Source organism: Flavobacterium cutihirudinis, from assembly GCF_003385895.1.
Taxonomy (GTDB): Bacteria; Bacteroidota; Bacteroidia; order Flavobacteriales; family Flavobacteriaceae; genus Flavobacterium; species Flavobacterium cutihirudinis.
This window is the reverse complement of sequence record NZ_QRDQ01000008.1, coordinates 543,777-560,079: the sequence shown is the minus strand read 5'-3', so window position 1 is coordinate 560,079 and position 16,303 is coordinate 543,777. Positions and strand designations below refer to the sequence as shown.

The following is a 16,303-nucleotide window of genomic DNA, read 5'->3' as shown; positions in this document are numbered from 1 at the left end:
TGTATTTAGTTGTGGTGCAAAAATACTTGCTTTTGCACGGAAAAAATAATTAAATCTTCAAAAAATTGTTGGTTCTGACCTGTTAGTAATTCGTAAACATTATTTTTGACTAAAATTATTCCGAAAAATGATTCGTCTTTTTGATATTTCACTTCAATTAAATGGTTTTCCGATAAAGAAAGCCAAAGCCGAATTGGACAAAATTGTTCATTTTTCTGAAGAAGAATATCATTTGTTTCTCGAAAGTAAAAAGAAGGAAATTGTTGATTTTCATCTTAAAAACAATTCTTTTTATGCCGAATTAGCCGGAAATACAACTGCTGAAAATTGGCAAGATTTACCCATTTTAAACAAACAAAATCTTCAAAAACCTCTCGAAGAAAGGCTTTCAAAAGGTTATCCTAAAAAAAATATTTACCTCAACAAAACGTCCGGATCAAGCGGAACTCCTTTTGTTTTTGGTAAAGATAAATATTCGCACGCTTTAACCTGGGCTTCCAATATTATGCGATTTGGCTGGTTTGGGATTGATTTTAATCGTTCTTATCAAGCGCGTTTTTACGGTATTCCAATGGATTTTGTTGGATATCAAAAAGAACGTTTCAAAGATTTTTTAACGCACCGTTTTCGTTTTCCTGTTTTTGATTTATCTGATGATATTTTAGAAAAATTTCTAAAAAAATTCAGAACAAAAAAATTCGACTATATCAACGGTTATACAAGTTCAATTGTCCTTTTTGCTAAATTTTTGGAACAGAAAAATATCATTTTAAAAGAAATTTGCCCGACTTTAAAAGCTTGTTTTGTTACATCGGAAATGCTTTTTGAATCGGATAAAAAACTGCTGGAAAAACAATTTGGTATTCCAATAATCAGCGAATACGGCGCTTCAGAATTGGATTTAATTGCTTTTGAAAACCCTCAAGGCGATTGGCAAATAAATGCTGAAACTCTTTTTGTAGAAATTTTAGATGAAAATAATAAAGTTCTCCCTTACGGGGAAGAAGGAAAAATTGTGATTACTTCACTTTTCAATAAAGCAAATCCTTTTATCAGATATGAAATTGGCGACATTGGAATTTTGGATGAAAAAAGCACTTCTCAAAAACCAATTCTTAAAAAATTAATTGGAAGAACCAACGACGTTGCAATTCTTCCAAGCGGAAAAAAATCGCCAGGTTTGACGTTTTATTATGTAACCAAAAGCATTATCGAAGATGATGGAAATGTAAAAGAATTTATCATCAAACAAACCAAAATTGATACTTTCGAAATTGAATATGTAGCTGAAAAAGAACTGGTTTCAGAACAAATTAAAAAAATAAAAGAAGCCATCGATTTATATTTAGAACCCAATTTAAACTTCACTTTTACTCGAAAAGCAGTTTTAGAAAGAACCAATCGCGGGAAACTAAAACAGTTTAAATCTTATTTATAAATATAAATAAAATCTTACATTTGTTTTTCTAATTAAAAACTTATGGAAGATCAATCTTTACTTTCTGAAGAAACAATTTCAAATAAAATATATTTTATTCGTGGTCAAAAAGTGATGCTTGACATTGATTTAGCAGAGCTCTATGAAATTGAAACACGAGTTTTAAAACAAGCAGTAAAAAGAAACATTTCGAGATTTCCGGAAGATTTCATGTTTGAATTATCCCAAAGTGAATTTGTAAACTTGAAATCACAATTTGTGATATCAAGTTGGGGAGGAATTCGAAAACTACCTTCTGTTTTCACAGAACATGGTGTACTAATGCTTTCAAGCGTTCTAAAAAGCGACAAAGCCATTCAAACCAATATTCAAATTATGAGAATTTTCACGAAAGTGAGACAAATGCTTCTTGATACAACCGAAATTAAAGTTGATATACTTCAGATCCAGAAGAAGTTAGAAAATCACGATAAAAATATTGAATTGGTTTTTTCTTATTTAGATGAATTGACTGAGAAAAAAGAAAATGAATCTGAAAGAGTGAAGATTGGCTATAAAAAATAATTCTTTAAGGTCACAAATTGTGACCTTAGAAACTTGATGTCACAAATTGTGACATCAAGTTTATCATTTATATATCGGTTTGAAAAAATTGGAAGTCACAAATTGTGATCTCCAATTCTAAGTGAAATTCTTTAAGGTCGCAAATTGCGACCTTAGAAATCGAAACGTAGTATTAAAAAAAATTGGAGATCGCAAATTGCGACCTCCAATTCTAAACTAAATTCTTCAAGGTCGCAAATTGCGACCTTGAAACTTGAAGTCGCAATTTTTGACATCAAGTTGAATTTTAAATCTTCTTTATATATATTGGTTTGATTATCAACTGAGTAAACAAAAACCTCATCATCAACAAAACAGAAAAAACGAAATTATATCCGTGAAATTCTCGATAAACTCCAAAATTGTGTTTGATCAATTTGAATTTTGATGACGAAATAGAATCTTTTCTAATTCTGTAAAATGCTAACGATTCCGGAATTGCTTCTGCCGTTTTTATTTGTTTTAAAATCGTAAGCCATAATCTCCAATCTTGTCTTTTTTGAGAAGATTCTAATTTAATTTTTCCGAAAAACTCTGCATCGTAAATGGCAGTTAAATTCCCTACATAATTGCAGAAAAACAATTGATTATAAGTCAATGGATTTGGTGATTCAACTCTTCTATTTAAATCATTTCCATCTTCATCGATACAATCGTAGAAACTAAAAGTGAACGGCAGATTTTTTGTTTTTAAAAATCGAATTTGTTTCTCCAATTTCTCAGGAAACCATAAATCGTCAGCATCTAAATACGCGATGTATTTTCCGGAAGCTTTTTCTAAAGCTATATTTCGGGCGAAACCGTTTCCTGAATTTTTTTTTAATTTGAATAATTTGATTCGGTTATCGTTTTGGGCAAATTCTTCAATTATAGCAACCGTTTGATCTTTTGATGCATCATCAACCAAAATCATTTCCCAATTGGAATACGTTTGATTTTGAACCGATTGCAAAGTTGCTCTAATAAACTTTTCAGTATTATATGTCGGAATTAAAATAGATACTAAGTCGTTCATTAATAAGCTTTTTGGTCTCCTTTAAAAATATTTACAACCGTTTGAAAAATTATTTTCAAATCCAACATCAGTGACCAGTTTTCGATATAAAAAACATCAAATTTTATTCTGTTTATCATATCTCTTTCTACGGTAATTTCTCCTCTAAAACCGCTTACCTGTGCTAAACCGGTAATACCTGGCTTAACACAATGGCGTATCATGTATTTTTTTACTTTATTTCCGTATTCTTTATTTTGAATCCAAAGATGCGGCCTCGGACCAACAACAGACATATCTCCAAGTAAAACATTCAGGAATTGTGGCAATTCGTCGATACTGGTTTTTCTCATAAATCTTCCAAGAGCGGTAACACGCGGATCGTCTTTTGAGGCTTCTTTTTCTGTTGTTTTATTAATTTGCATGGAGCGAAATTTATAACAAACAAATTCATTTTCATCCATTCCGGGTCTTCCCTGCTTAAAAAAAACAGGCCCTTTTGATTCTATTTTAATCAAAATAGCTAAAAGCGGGCACAACCACGACAATATAAATATGATTACTAATAAAGAAAAAACAATATCAAATGTTCGTTTGAAAAATTTCACAGCAGGTTCATTCAGCATGGTTTGCTTTAGCGAAAGCACCGGAAAAAAATCGTAATAATCTATTTTAAGATTTTTAGAAAAAATCTCTTTTGTGTCGGGAATAAACTTTATCGTTTTATTATTTTCATCTGCAAAATCGATCAAATCTTTCAAATAATTATCTGATACTTCATTTAAAGAACAATAGATTTCATCTACTTTATTTTCAATTACAAACGTTTTAATTTCCGAAAGACTTCCTGTATTATTTGGACTTGTTTTTTTATCCGAAAAAAATCCCAGAAAACGATATCCATAATCTTTTCGGGTTTCAAAAAGATCTTTTAGACGAATTGCTTCGGGTGTAAAACCAACAATAACAGCATTTCTATAATTACTTCCTGTTAGGATTCTGTATTCTTTTAAATAGAAAAAAAGGGAAAACTTAAAAATAGTGACCAACAAAAGTACCAATGAAATAAAGGTCGCAATTGTAAATTCACTAAACACAGCTTGTCTTGAAAACGGGAAAAACGCAATTACAACCAATAAAAACAATATTCCTTGTTTAAAGATTTTAGACGCAATTTCTACAGGCGGCGTAAACCGATAAATAGCATAAAATTTTATACTGTATGCTATAAAAAACCAGCCAATATATTGATACAAAATAAAAAAAAGCACATTTGAAACATGATTTGAAAACAAATAAAAACCCATTACTGCAATGATTGTCAGGTCGATTAAAATACTAATTGGCCTGATATACTTTGAGTATCTTCCTATTTGAGACGCGGTCATAATTCTTTAATATACTGTGTGAACAGTCTTATTTTATATAACTTGAAAAGTCTTTGTGCTCTTCTTTAGAAAGTTCTTCTTTAGAAAGTGATCTAAAATAATCATACGTGATTTTCATTCCTTCAGAACGACTTACTTTTGCTTCCCAACCTAACAATTCTTTCGCTTTGGTAGTATCTGGCTGACGCTGTAACGGATCATTTATTGGCAACGGATGATACACAACTTTTTGGTTGGTCCCTGTTAGCTTTATGATTTCTTCTGCGAAATCTTTAATGGTAATTTCGTCCGGATTTCCAATATTTACCGGATACACATAATCAGAATGCAATAATCTATAAATTCCTTCGACCTGATCATCAACATAACAGAAAGAACGCGTCTGCATTCCGTCTCCAAAAATGGTTAAATCTTCTCCGCGCAAAGCCTGACCTATAAACGCAGGAATTACACGACCGTCATTTAATCGCATTCTAGGTCCGTATGTATTAAAAATACGCACGATTCTGGTTTCTACACCGTGAAACGTATGATAGGCCATTGTTATAGATTCTTGAAAACGTTTGGCTTCATCATAAACGCCGCGCGGTCCAATTGTGTTTACGTTTCCGTAATATTCTTCCGTTTGCGGATGCACCAAAGGATCTCCATAAACTTCAGAAGTTGATGCTATAAGAATTCTCGCTTTCTTAACCCTTGCCAATCCTAATAAATTATGCGTTCCTAGTGATCCTACTTTTAAAGTTTGAATCGGGATTTTTAAATAATCGATTGGGCTTGCAGGCGAAGCGAAGTGCAAAATATAATCTAAATCACCAGGAACATGAACAAATTTGGTGATATCGTGATGATAAAATTCAAAATGTTCTAGTTTGAATAAGTGTTCAATGTTTTTAAGGTCGCCTGTTATCAAATTATCCATTCCGATGACATAATAGCCTTCTTTGATAAATCGATCGCACAAATGTGATCCTAAAAAACCCGCCGCTCCGGTAATAAGTATTCTTTTCATAATGATTTTTTGATCCCTTGTTTTTGTAATCTCTGCAAATATCCACAAATGTAATAAAATATCCTGCCTTTAAAATGACTAAAAACTTTAAGTAAAAGAGAGATTTGTTTTTTAATTCAAATATTAATCGGTTTATTTTACATTTACGAAACTAAATTTTATCTGTTTTGAAAGTTGTACATGTTGTTGAAGCCTTAGAAGGCGGCGTTTATACTTATTTTAAAGATCTTTCGTGGTTCTTTGGAAGTGAAGAAATACGCAAAACTGTTGACACTACAATCCTGTATAGCGGCCATAGAAATGGCGTAAATCCTGCAAAAGTACAAGCTGAATTTTCTCCTAATGTAAAATTAATTCATATCGAAATGGTTCGCGAAATTGCTCCGTTTCAGGATTTAAAATCGCTTTATAAATTAAGAAAACAGCTCCAGGAAATCGATCCGGATATTGTTCATTTACATTCTTCAAAAGCCGGCGTTCTAGGACGAATTGCTGTTTTTGCTCTATTCAAAAAAAGAAAAGTTTTTTATACGCCTCATGGTTATTCTTTTTTAAGAACTGATATTTCAAAAGCAACGCAAAACCTCTATTTTACTATTGAAAAGAGTTTTCAACAGGTTTTTGGAGGAACAACTATTGCATGCGGAGATACCGAGTTTGAAATTGCAAAAACAATCGGTCCATCAAAACTTAATAGAAATGGCGTTGATATAGTAGCAATACGCCTCTATTTTCAACCTCATCAAAATGAAAAATTAACGATCGGAATTTTGGGAAGAATTACTGCGGCAAGAAATCCTGAATTATTTAATGAAATTGCTTTTCGCTTTCCGAACTTCAATTTTATCTGGATTGGAGATGGCGAATTGGGGCATTTAATTACTGCACCAAACATTCAGATTACAGGTTGGATTCTAGATCAAAAAACTGTTTTAACAACTTTGAACACAATTGATATTTATCTTCAAACCTCCATTTGGGAAGGTCTTCCAATTGCTGTTCTTGAAGCAATGGTTTTGGAAAAACCTGTTGTTGCAACTAATATTGTGGGTAACAAAGATGTTGTTCTTCCAAATAAAACCGGATTTCTTTTTGATGATATAAATGAATTAGATGCTTATTTTGAAACTCTGAAAAATCCAGAAAACAGAATGATTTTTGGAGAAAAAGCATTCAAAAGATGTCAGGAATTATTCGATAAAAATCTGAATTTTAAACAGCTTTTAACGCTTTATCAAGAATGATTTTCTGCTGAAGCCAATAACTGCCAAAAACCGAAAACCAAAAACCACTGAAGGCAATTCCGTCAAAGCGGAGCAAAAAATCATCCGTTAAATTGGATGTAAAGAAAATAAGGAAAAAAGCCAAAATCACAGCGTTTTTGAGCTTATATCCTAAATATCCAATCGCGGAAATATAAAGCAAAACCACCATCGGGCCCAAGATTCCAAACTTTAGTAAAAAATCCAAAAATTGATTGTGCGTCGGGAATTCATATTTTGCCAAAAATTTTTGATTTGTTTCTGCAAAATATTTATTTAATTCCGGTTTGCTATCTGAAGCACCAACGCCAAAAGGAAGATGTTGCAATGACAATTCCCAAGCCGATTTCCAAACTGAAACACGAGTTACGAAGGAATTAAAAACGGTATATTCAGGATGATCTATTTCGTCCAATTTCCCAACTTTATCCATGTATGCAAAAGTTGTTGTTGTATATTTTTCTTTCATGTATGGATTTTTCTGGACGAAGAAAAACAAAGTTCCGCCCAATAAAATCAAGATAATTGTACTTGCTAAAATCATTTTTTTGACATTGATTCTAGCACTGATTTCAAAAAATATCACAATTAAAAATCCTGCCAACGCATTTGCCAACGCCATTCTGGTATTTACAAAAAGCACAAAAAAGAATGACAATAAAAAAGCCAAAAGCCAAACTGCTTTTAAACCAAATTTTTCGTTGTTTGTAAAGCTATAAAAAACAGCATAAAGTGCACAAACCGATACAAAAGCCAAATGCATATTTAAAGCCGGAGCATGAATATTGAGCGTTTCAGAAAATTTATATCCCATTTCGAATAAATCGATTCCGCTTAAATATTTCTGTAGTAATTCAGGATAAACAACAATAAATCTGACAAAGAAAAATAACATTACAACTGTAGTGATGGCAGCATACGTTTGTAATAATTTAAAAAATCGTACACGCTGATAATTTCCAATAATAAAAATCGGAAAAAGTAATAAGGAAATGTTTTTTTCTAGCGCTTTTAGTCCTTTTGCCGATGAATCATTATTCCAAAAAAACAAAATTTCCAATAAAAGCGGCGAAGCAATACACGCCATTAAAATAAAAGCTGTTTTGTCAAATTTTAATTTTCGAACAAAAATCAAATTAAAAACACCAAATAAAATGATCAGCAACGTACAAGGTTTCCTGAAAATCATTGTAATTGCTATCAGACACAAGAAAATGTGAAAAATTCTATTGAAGTTCTTTTCGGAAAGACTCATAGTATAAGGCAAAATAAATTAAAGGAAAAATCCCGATTTTATGTCTCACAGCAGTTCCTAGATCCGGTTCAAACATTCCCTGCACGATAAAAAATGAAAAAATAACCAGCAAAACCAAAAGTTCTTTAGAATACCGAATCCGATCTTTTAAACATTTCGAAAAACGCACCAGCAAAATATAAAACAACAAAAGTTGCCAAATTATAAAAACTATAATCTGAGGAGAAAATATATGTTTTAGTCCGTTTACAGGAACATTCACCGTAAAAAAACCGTAGAAAATACCAATTGCTTCTCCGTACCAAGTATCTGTTTTTACGGGCGAAATAATAATCGAATTGGCATCAGAAGATCCCATACGTTTATCATTTACTACATTTCGGCTAATTTCAGAAAGATATTTCCCTTTTATGACACCATGACTGAAAGACAAAAAAACAGCAATCAAAAGCCCATAAAAAATCGTTTTTATGGTTTTGTTTTTAAAGCTTATTAAACTAACAGCATACATTCCGCCTCCAATAATAGGAATAAAAGCATAATACGGACGATAAACCGCTCCAAAAAACAACAACATCAGAACAGTTATAATAATTGCTTTTTTTAACGAAACCTCTTCATTTTTGCACATAAAAACAATTGGGACAACGTATAAAAAAGTTAGGAATTCTTTGGATGGCATGGATATAAAAATGGCAATCATAAAAATTCCCATGTAGATCAAAATGTTTTTAACATTGATTTTTTCAAAGTTTTCAGGAATACCAATCTTATACAAAACATACATTAAAATCGGAAATTGTATAAGTCCAACCACCGGAAAAGGCAAATAACGCAAACCCGTAATTTTATAAAACAGAATTGTAAGCGGATAACTTCCTAAATAACCTATTTCGTTTCCTTTATCGTAAGCAATAGTTGCGGCGTCATAAAAAAACTTTGGAGGCAAAATAAAAAAAGACACAAATCCAATGACCAAATTGGCCATTGCAAGTAGAAGAAATGTTGCTATGTTTTTTTTAATTTTCATTTTTAGTTTTTACTATTCCCTGATATAAAAGTACATGTTTATCGATCATAAAATCAATATCGAATTCTTTTGATCTTGCTTTACAGGCATTTACCGTAGTTTCATAAAAATCTTTTTCATTTATTAACTTCTTAATATAAAAAGCCAATTCTTCGGCATTTCCTTTTTCGAACAAAATACCAGCTCCTTTAACGATATCCATTCCTGAAACGTTTGCCGCTATAAATGGTTTTTCAGAAGCCATACTTTCAATAGCTGTCAAACTTAATCCTTCTCCTTTTGTGCTCAAAATAGAAATGTCTGCGGTTTTTAAAAGTTGTGGTACATCGGTTCGGCTTCCTAAAAAATAAATGCGTTCTGCAACCTTAAGTTCGTTTGCCAGACTTTCGCAATTTTCTCTGAAAGGGCCATTTCCAACAAAAATTATTTTATAATTCTCCGGTAAATATTGCATTGCTTTTATCACCGTTTTCGGGTCTTTATGTTTATTAAAACTAGCAATTTGTATTAATAAAACATCCTGATCCTGAAATGATTCTGAAATTATTTTTCTTTCATATGGTTTGGCATTGTAAATATTTTGAAGTTTAACTCCGTTCTCAATTACAACCAGTTGAGATTTTGGATTTCTTAAATGCTTCTTCCGAATTTGATATACTTCATCTGAAATGCAAACCACTTTAGCATAAAATTTATAAATAAATCGGTCTAAGAAACTTAAAAAGAAATTATCGATGCGTGGATTTGTTGTGCTATGTTCAGTTACAACTATTTTAATTTTTGAAAAAGAAAAGATCTTGGCTAGAACAATCCAATATTGCGAAGGAAACAAATGAACGTGCGCAATATCATATTTCCATAAAAAAGGAATTAGTCTAAAAACATGCAGCGGATTGTAAGCCTTTGAACCTATCGAATAGATTTTACAGCAATTCATTGCCTTTAAATCCTTTAAAAAAGGGAATTCTTCTCCATTAAGTAGTAATAAATCGGCCTGAATTCCTCTTTCATTATAAAGCGGAATCGTATCTAAAAGCAGCTTCTCTGCTCCTCCGGTTTCTAAACTATTTATGACGTGAAGTACTTTCATTTTAAATTAATGAAAAAAGACTTTTATTCTATCTTTTTTATAAATGAAAACGGCAACAACAAAATTCCAGAAACAAGAGCTGGAAACAAATGCAATTGCAGCGCCTGTCATTCCGTAAACCGGAATTAAAAATCGGTTTAAAACAAAATTAATCATCACCGCGATAATTAAAATAATTTGAAAAACATGTTGTCTGCCAGTCATATTCAAATAAACCGGTGCAGCGCCAAACATAGAGCAAATTCCCTGTCCTATTATTAAAATCAAAAAAGCTTCTTTTGCCGCAACATATTGATGTCCAAAACAAGATAAAACTTGTTCTGAAAACAGACTAATTAAAAGTACAACGGGCAAAGTAATGACGCAAATCGATCTTGCACTATTTCTTAAAATCCTTGAGAGTTGTTCTTTGTCGTAACTTGCAAAATGCTCAGCGATTTTTGTTGAAACCGTAATGTTTATTGATAAAATTATGATCGAAATAATCGTCATAACTTTTACTCCAACTGAGTAAAACGCTACTGTTTCATCATTTCTGTATTTCTTTAAAAACATAATGTCGAAACTCATCAGTAAGAATAAAGCCATTCCGCTGATTGCTATCGGATATGATTTCAAAAAAACCTCTTTCTTTGAAATGCTTTCTATAGCTTTTGTCACTTTTATTTTTCTAAAATAAATAAAGACAAAAAACGAGCTCAGAATAGCCAAAAAGACAAAACCAAGCAGAAAAACATCGACCAAATAATTTTCTTTATGCCAGTAAAATAAGGCAACCGCTCCTATTATTAACGGAATATATTTTACAATATTTCGAAATAACTCTGCTACATATAATTTATCAAGCGCTCTGAAAATTTCGGTGTTTAAAGTCGAAATTCCGTAAAAAAATAAGGTTGCCGCGCCTTTTAAAAGAATTAAATAAACCGATGAATCTGCAAAGTAATTGTTGATTATTTCCTTACTGATAACTGAAATGATAAGCAATGCCAGAACCGAAGTACAGAATAGCATTGCAACCATTTTAAGATATATTTTTTTTAATTCTTCAAGTGCATTTTTACTAGCCAGTTGACCTTTAAAATAGAGAATGGACTGATCAAAACCCAACATGCAAATACTCCCTATGGATAAAAAAAAAGAACGAACAAAATCATATTGCCCGACAAGTTTCGGACTGTACGATTTGGTCAAAAATATGGTGAACCCAAACAATAAAAGAGCTCCGAAAACCCTTAAAAACAAAGTGCTGAAAATTTGTTTTAAAAATTGACTTTGAGAAATTTTTTCAAAAATGACGCTGCTTTTCAATTGTTTTTAAAGTTGACTTGCCTTTGAAAGAGCAAGCTGTTTACGGTAAAATTTAAGAAACATGCTAATCAAAACAAAAATAAAAATAAAGAAAATTGGCAGCCAGATTTTAAAGTTTCCGTTCACTGTTTTGTTTTCATTTATATTAATAGTCGAATTGATTTCTTTAATCGTTTTGTTAAAACTAATCAATCTGAATCTGTTTTTTCCTTGCTCTGAAATCAGTTTTTGTTTGGTTTTTATAATATCGTTTAGTTGCAGATTTTCATTATTATAAATCAATTTATCGCTTTTTGAATTTCCAGAAAGACCATTTAAAACATGATTAATCTGTGCAATAATGGTATCGTTTTGAGCAATTTCGTTTTCCAGATTTTTATATCCAATTTTTTGAATAGCATCAAAATAAGCAGACTTATTTAGATAATTTAACAGCGGTTCCACAACTTCTTTTTCGCTGATTTCTTCGTTTGAAGTAAACGTAATGGTATGAAAAGTATAGTTTTTACTGGTAATATTATCTTCCAGAACCTTTTTCACTTCGCCTACCTCAGCCATTAGTTTAATCAGTTCAAAGTTTTGCTCTTTGTCTTCGATAAATTTATAAACATCAGGAACGGGTTTAATTTCAATTTTTTTAATTGCATTTCGTCCTGAAGTTCCAAAAACCTTATTTGTAAAATCAATATCGCCGGAAGCAATTTTAGACTGAATCAAATCGATTTTGGCGTATAAATAATCGACACTTTCAAAATTTGGTGTTACAACAATTTGATTCTGATACGATTTTTTGCTAGAATCCAAATAAAATCCGAGTGCAATTCCAAGTACAACCAAAATAAGAACAGCAATCCAGTTTTTGACAAAAAACTGAATCCCTCTGAAAATATTTCTGTTCACGCGATCAAAAAAATTACCGATGCTTTTAGAAAGCTGAAAAATGTCTATTTCCTGATCTGTATTTTGGGGTACTTTTGTACTCATGTATTGCTTTATTTTACGTTGAAAATTTGTTCCAAAATTTTAATGGTAATCAAATAAGTTGGTTTTACACCAGTTGTTCCTAATCCGCCTGAAGCCAGTGTACTTCCGGTTTCAAGTGGATTATCCGAAGCATAATACGCATAACGAACTTTAATATCGTGCGGCACACTTTTTCTAATTTTTGATGCCGACTGAATCGCTTTTTGATAATATGAACCTTCCATTTCAAGGCCAATTACACCCCAGGTCGATTCGTGGAAAAACTTCAACAAATCTCTGTTTTGTAACGAAGTCCCAAGAACGGTAACCATTGCGCCTTCATAAACATCGATGTCATTTCCTCTGAACATATCACCGGTTAATTCATTTTCAAAGAAATAATTATCCGCAGTTCCTTCATTAATATGTGCCGAAGGAATCATGATATCTCCTTTTCCGCCTTCCAAAATTCCCGCTTTCCCCATAATCGAAACCGATTTTACATTTAGTAAAGTTTCTTTTTTAAATGGTTTTAAAAGTTCGTCGATTGTTTCATACGCCTGTTCTCCAAAAGCATAATCCATTACGATAATAACTGGTTTTTCTTCGCCTACATTTGCGTTTGAAAATGCTGTTTTTGACCAATCTATTTTAGCAGTATCAAAAATCTGAACGTCAATATTTGTTCCTGAAGTATCTGGTAAAGAAATCATTCCGTTTTTAAAAGCCAATTCTTCAACCTGACTTCTGATTTCTTTTGAACCCGAACTACTTAATTCTTCATAAATATGAAAATCACTTTTTCCTTTATATTTAGAAGTTAATAGCGGCGTTGCAAAAATCGAATTCATTACACTGTGCATGTTCGCACTAATCACGTGAATTGGACGTTTTAAAAGATCGTTTGCCTTTAAAACTTCCTTGATATTTGTTGCCCAGATTTCTCCGTGAATATGATGTCCTAAACGCTCGCGCAAAACCGGACTGAATGTAATGGTTCGTTTATTATTTTCAACAATTTCTTCGATCGCTAATTTTCCTAACCAATAAATTACGTGCAGAAAACGATCTGGCGCATTTTCGGAACCGAAAGCGTCGTAAATATCCAAAACTTCTTCAAATGTTCTCGCTAAAATATTAGCAACATGCGAAATTGCTTTTTCTTTTTCAATCTGCGAAAGCTTTTTTGTCTGCGTAACGGCTTGTTCTAATTTTAACCAATCACGCGAAACTTCTCCGCCGTCATCAATCAAAACTCTATTTTTTATTTTGTGCGATTCGATGAAAATGAAAGTCAAATGCGTCAGAATATCATAAATGTCCGAACGTCCGCGCGTGATTTCAACATTCATTTGTTCTTCGTCGATTCGGTAACAATTTCTTCTTCTTTTTGGAGGAACAATTGGCTGAAAATGCGATTTTGAATATCCTTCATCTGAAGTTAAATTGATGAATCTACATTGTTCAATTCCTATTGGAAGACGCTCTATAACGTACAAAAGTCCGTTTAATTCTACTTTTTCCTCAGCAATATTTCCGTAAATTTCCGGGCGTAATGCTAATAATGATTCTCTTAAACTATCGCCGGAAACTCCCATTGGTTTATAAAAACCACGGTTGAATAAATGGCGCATTGTTATGTACATTTTTTCAATAGCTGCAGATGATTCCTGCGCTCTTGATCTTGATATATGTTTGGTTTCTTTCATGCTATTCTATTTTGTAAACTCAAATTTAAACAAATACAAGGCATGGCTTGTATCTACAATATCATTTTTTTTTAAAATCATTTTGATTTATTCTCTGTTTTAAATTTATCCTTTGTCCAATTTTCCGGATTTGAAACAATATAATCAGAAATTCTTTGATAGTCATTATTGTTTCTAATGATATTGTCGTAAAATAATTTTTGCCATTGATGTGGATATCCTAATCTGTTGGCATGTTTGGTTACGGCAGATTTATAGGATCCAACAATTGACGAAATGGTGTTTTTTCCAATATTTTGAAACCGTTGCGATCCAGGATTTTGTAGAGACAGGGCGTGTTGAGACAGGGCATGCCCTGTCTGTACAATATTGGCGTCATTTGCGAAATCCAAATCAATATTATTCGATTTTTTATCAATAATCAAAATTCCGTGAATATGATTTGGCATGACGACAAAATCACCCAATTCAACGTTTTTATGATGTGTTGGAATTTGATGCCACAATAGATCAGCAATAATACCAGCCGCTGACAAAATCATTTTATTATTTTGAATTTCTCCAAAATAATGTTTTCTGTCTTGTGTACAAATGGTTATAAAATAAGCACCGTTCCATCCATAATCCCACCATTGCGCTCTTATTGAAGAAATGCGATATTTATTTTGAAATTTTTCTTTATTCATAATAACTTAATGCTTCTATCTTTTTTATTCACTAAAAAAGAGGCATTAACTTACAAATATAAATATTTTCCTACTTTAAATTATCTGCAATCTTTCTATCATTCGACAATCTCGGAATTTTATTCTGACCACCCAATTTTCCTTGTGATTTCATGTATTCCTGAAATCCATTTTTCGAAACTTTGGTTACAACTACTTTCTGTAATACGTTTCCTGTGATTAAATCGTCGTAATAAATATTTTGTTTTCGCATCGAATCGTCTATTGCTTCGGCGAAAGCCTGCATATTATCTGGTTCTTTTTCAAATTCTACAAGCCATTCGTGATATGGTAATCCGCTTGACGGCGTAATTTGAGGCGCAACAGTAAATTCGTTTATCACAATATTGGTTCCGGCTGTAGCCTGTTTCATCGCATTTTCGACTTCATTGGCAATAACATGCTCTCCAAAAGCCGAAATATAATGTTTGATTCGACCAGAAACTATAACTCGATATGGAGCCAAAGAAGTAAACTGAACCGTATCACCAATATTATAACGCCATAAACCAGCATTTGTCGAAACTATTAACGCATAATTTATGCCTAATTCTACTTCTCCAATGGTGTAGCTTTTTGGATTTTCGGTAAAAAATTCATCGGCTTTAATGAATTCGTAGAAAATTCCGGAATTCAACAACAACAGCATTCCTTTTGCTTTTTGAGAATCCTGATAGGCAAAAAAGCCTTCAGAAGCCGGAAACAATTCAATACTGTCTACTTTTCGGCCAATCATATTTTCAAACTTGGCACGATACGGCTCGTAATTAACGCCTCCGTAAATAAACAAATTGAAATTTTTGAATAAGTCGCCAATTTTTTTTCCACCACTTTTTTCCTGTAAACGCTCAAAATACATTTGAACCCAAGACGGAATTCCCGAAATAATCGTCATATTTTGCTCAATAGTTTCCTCGACGATTGCATTTACTTTAGTGTCCCAATCTTCGATACAATTGGTTTCCCAAGAAGGCATTCGGTTTTTTTGAAGGTATTTTGGAACGAAATGCGCTCCAATTCCGGATAATCTACCAAATTTGATTCCGTATTTTTCGACTAAAATTGGACTTCCTTGGAGGAAAATCATTTTTCCGTCAACAAAATCAGCATTTCCTGTTTCGTAAATGTAATGCAGAATCGCATTTCGCGAAGCTTCAATATGATAGGGCATCGATTCCTTTGTCAGCGGAATGTATTTTGCGCCCGAAGTTGTTCCTGAAGTTTTAGCAAAATATAACGGTTTTCCTTTCCAAAGAATATCTTTCTCACCCATTCTTACCTTATCGATATAAGGTTTTAAATCTTCGTAATCACGAATTGGAACACGTTTTTTAAAGTCGTGAACTGTTTTTATTTTATCAAAATGATGATCAATGCCAAACTGCGTTTCTTTGGCACCATTTATTAAACTCCTGAAAACGTTTTGTTGCGTTTCGACAGGTTTATTGGCCCAAGCCTTAGTTTTATAGTATATTTTGCTTGCAAATAATTTTGCTGCTACAGATTTAATAGACATTGTTTAT

At 32.3% G+C, this 16,303-nt stretch carries 14 protein-coding genes; 3 read left to right on the top strand and 11 right to left on the bottom strand.

Annotated elements, in window-relative coordinates:
• The first annotated feature begins 127 nt into the window (after nt 1-127).
• Both BD847_RS08160 and BD847_RS08155 read left to right on the top strand, forming a co-directional pair.
• Nucleotides 128-1,438 (top strand): phenylacetate--CoA ligase family protein, encoded by a 1,311-nt coding sequence (locus BD847_RS08160; protein ID WP_115887798.1) that lies wholly within the window; start codon nt 128-130, stop codon nt 1,436-1,438.
• A gap of 42 nt (nt 1,439-1,480) precedes the next feature.
• The gene (locus BD847_RS08155) at nt 1,481-2,002 is read left to right on the top strand and encodes an ORF6N domain-containing protein (RefSeq protein ID WP_115887797.1); all 522 of its coding nucleotides are present in this window, start codon (nt 1,481-1,483) and stop codon (nt 2,000-2,002) included.
• Between the two features lie 286 nt (nt 2,003-2,288).
• Here the strand turns inward: BD847_RS08155 and BD847_RS08150 are convergent, their stop codons facing one another.
• The 3 genes from BD847_RS08150 to BD847_RS08140 are packed head-to-tail and all read right to left on the bottom strand — an operon-like array spanning nt 2,289 to nt 5,435.
• Nucleotides 2,289-3,056, bottom strand: a complete 768-nt coding sequence (locus tag BD847_RS08150; RefSeq protein ID WP_115887796.1) for a glycosyltransferase family 2 protein — start codon at nt 3,054-3,056, stop codon at nt 2,289-2,291.
• The gene (locus BD847_RS08145; protein WP_115887795.1) at nt 3,056-4,423 is read right to left on the bottom strand and encodes an undecaprenyl-phosphate glucose phosphotransferase; all 1,368 of its coding nucleotides are present in this window, start codon (nt 4,421-4,423) and stop codon (nt 3,056-3,058) included. The genes BD847_RS08150 and BD847_RS08145 overlap by 1 nt, the downstream gene beginning before the upstream one ends.
• A gap of 28 nt (nt 4,424-4,451) precedes the next feature.
• Nucleotides 4,452-5,435 carry a UDP-glucuronic acid decarboxylase family protein gene (locus tag BD847_RS08140; protein WP_115887794.1) on the bottom strand — a complete coding sequence of 328 codons (984 nt, stop codon included), beginning with the start codon at nt 5,433-5,435 and terminating at the stop codon, nt 4,452-4,454.
• Nucleotides 5,436-5,602: 167 nt separating this feature from the next.
• Between BD847_RS08140 and BD847_RS08135 the strand changes: the two genes are divergently transcribed.
• Nucleotides 5,603-6,679 (top strand): glycosyltransferase, encoded by a 1,077-nt coding sequence (locus tag BD847_RS08135; RefSeq protein WP_115887793.1) that lies wholly within the window; start codon nt 5,603-5,605, stop codon nt 6,677-6,679.
• Here the strand turns inward: BD847_RS08135 and BD847_RS08130 are convergent.
• From BD847_RS08130 to BD847_RS08095, 8 genes are all read right to left on the bottom strand, one after another.
• Nucleotides 6,648-7,886: an O-antigen ligase family protein gene (locus tag BD847_RS08130; protein WP_244201572.1), complete on the bottom strand. Its 1,239-nt coding sequence runs from the start codon at nt 7,884-7,886 to the stop codon at nt 6,648-6,650. The genes BD847_RS08135 and BD847_RS08130 overlap by 32 nt on opposite strands.
• 37 nt (nt 7,887-7,923) lie before the next feature.
• Nucleotides 7,924-8,982, bottom strand: coding sequence for a hypothetical protein (locus tag BD847_RS08125; RefSeq protein ID WP_115887791.1), 1,059 nt, complete (start codon nt 8,980-8,982; stop codon nt 7,924-7,926).
• Nucleotides 8,972-10,072 (bottom strand): glycosyltransferase, encoded by a 1,101-nt coding sequence (locus tag BD847_RS08120; RefSeq protein ID WP_115887790.1) that lies wholly within the window; start codon nt 10,070-10,072, stop codon nt 8,972-8,974. The genes BD847_RS08125 and BD847_RS08120 overlap by 11 nt, the downstream gene beginning before the upstream one ends.
• 6 nt (nt 10,073-10,078) lie before the next feature.
• The gene (locus BD847_RS08115; protein ID WP_115887789.1) at nt 10,079-11,383 is read right to left on the bottom strand and encodes an oligosaccharide flippase family protein; all 1,305 of its coding nucleotides are present in this window, start codon (nt 11,381-11,383) and stop codon (nt 10,079-10,081) included.
• A gap of 6 nt (nt 11,384-11,389) precedes the next feature.
• Nucleotides 11,390-12,367 (bottom strand): hypothetical protein, encoded by a 978-nt coding sequence (locus BD847_RS08110; RefSeq protein ID WP_115887788.1) that lies wholly within the window; start codon nt 12,365-12,367, stop codon nt 11,390-11,392.
• Nucleotides 12,368-12,375: 8 nt separating this feature from the next.
• Nucleotides 12,376-14,055: a DUF6909 family protein gene (locus BD847_RS08105; RefSeq protein WP_115887787.1), complete on the bottom strand. Its 1,680-nt coding sequence runs from the start codon at nt 14,053-14,055 to the stop codon at nt 12,376-12,378.
• 77 nt (nt 14,056-14,132) lie between these two features.
• Complete coding sequence (locus BD847_RS08100; RefSeq protein WP_115887786.1) at nt 14,133-14,741, bottom strand: transposase; 609 nt, start codon at nt 14,739-14,741, stop codon at nt 14,133-14,135.
• Between the two features lie 70 nt (nt 14,742-14,811).
• On the bottom strand, nt 14,812-16,296 hold the full coding sequence (locus BD847_RS08095) for a GH3 auxin-responsive promoter family protein (RefSeq protein ID WP_115887785.1): 1,485 nt from the start codon (nt 16,294-16,296) through the stop codon (nt 14,812-14,814).
• Nucleotides 16,297-16,303 lie beyond the last annotated feature (7 nt).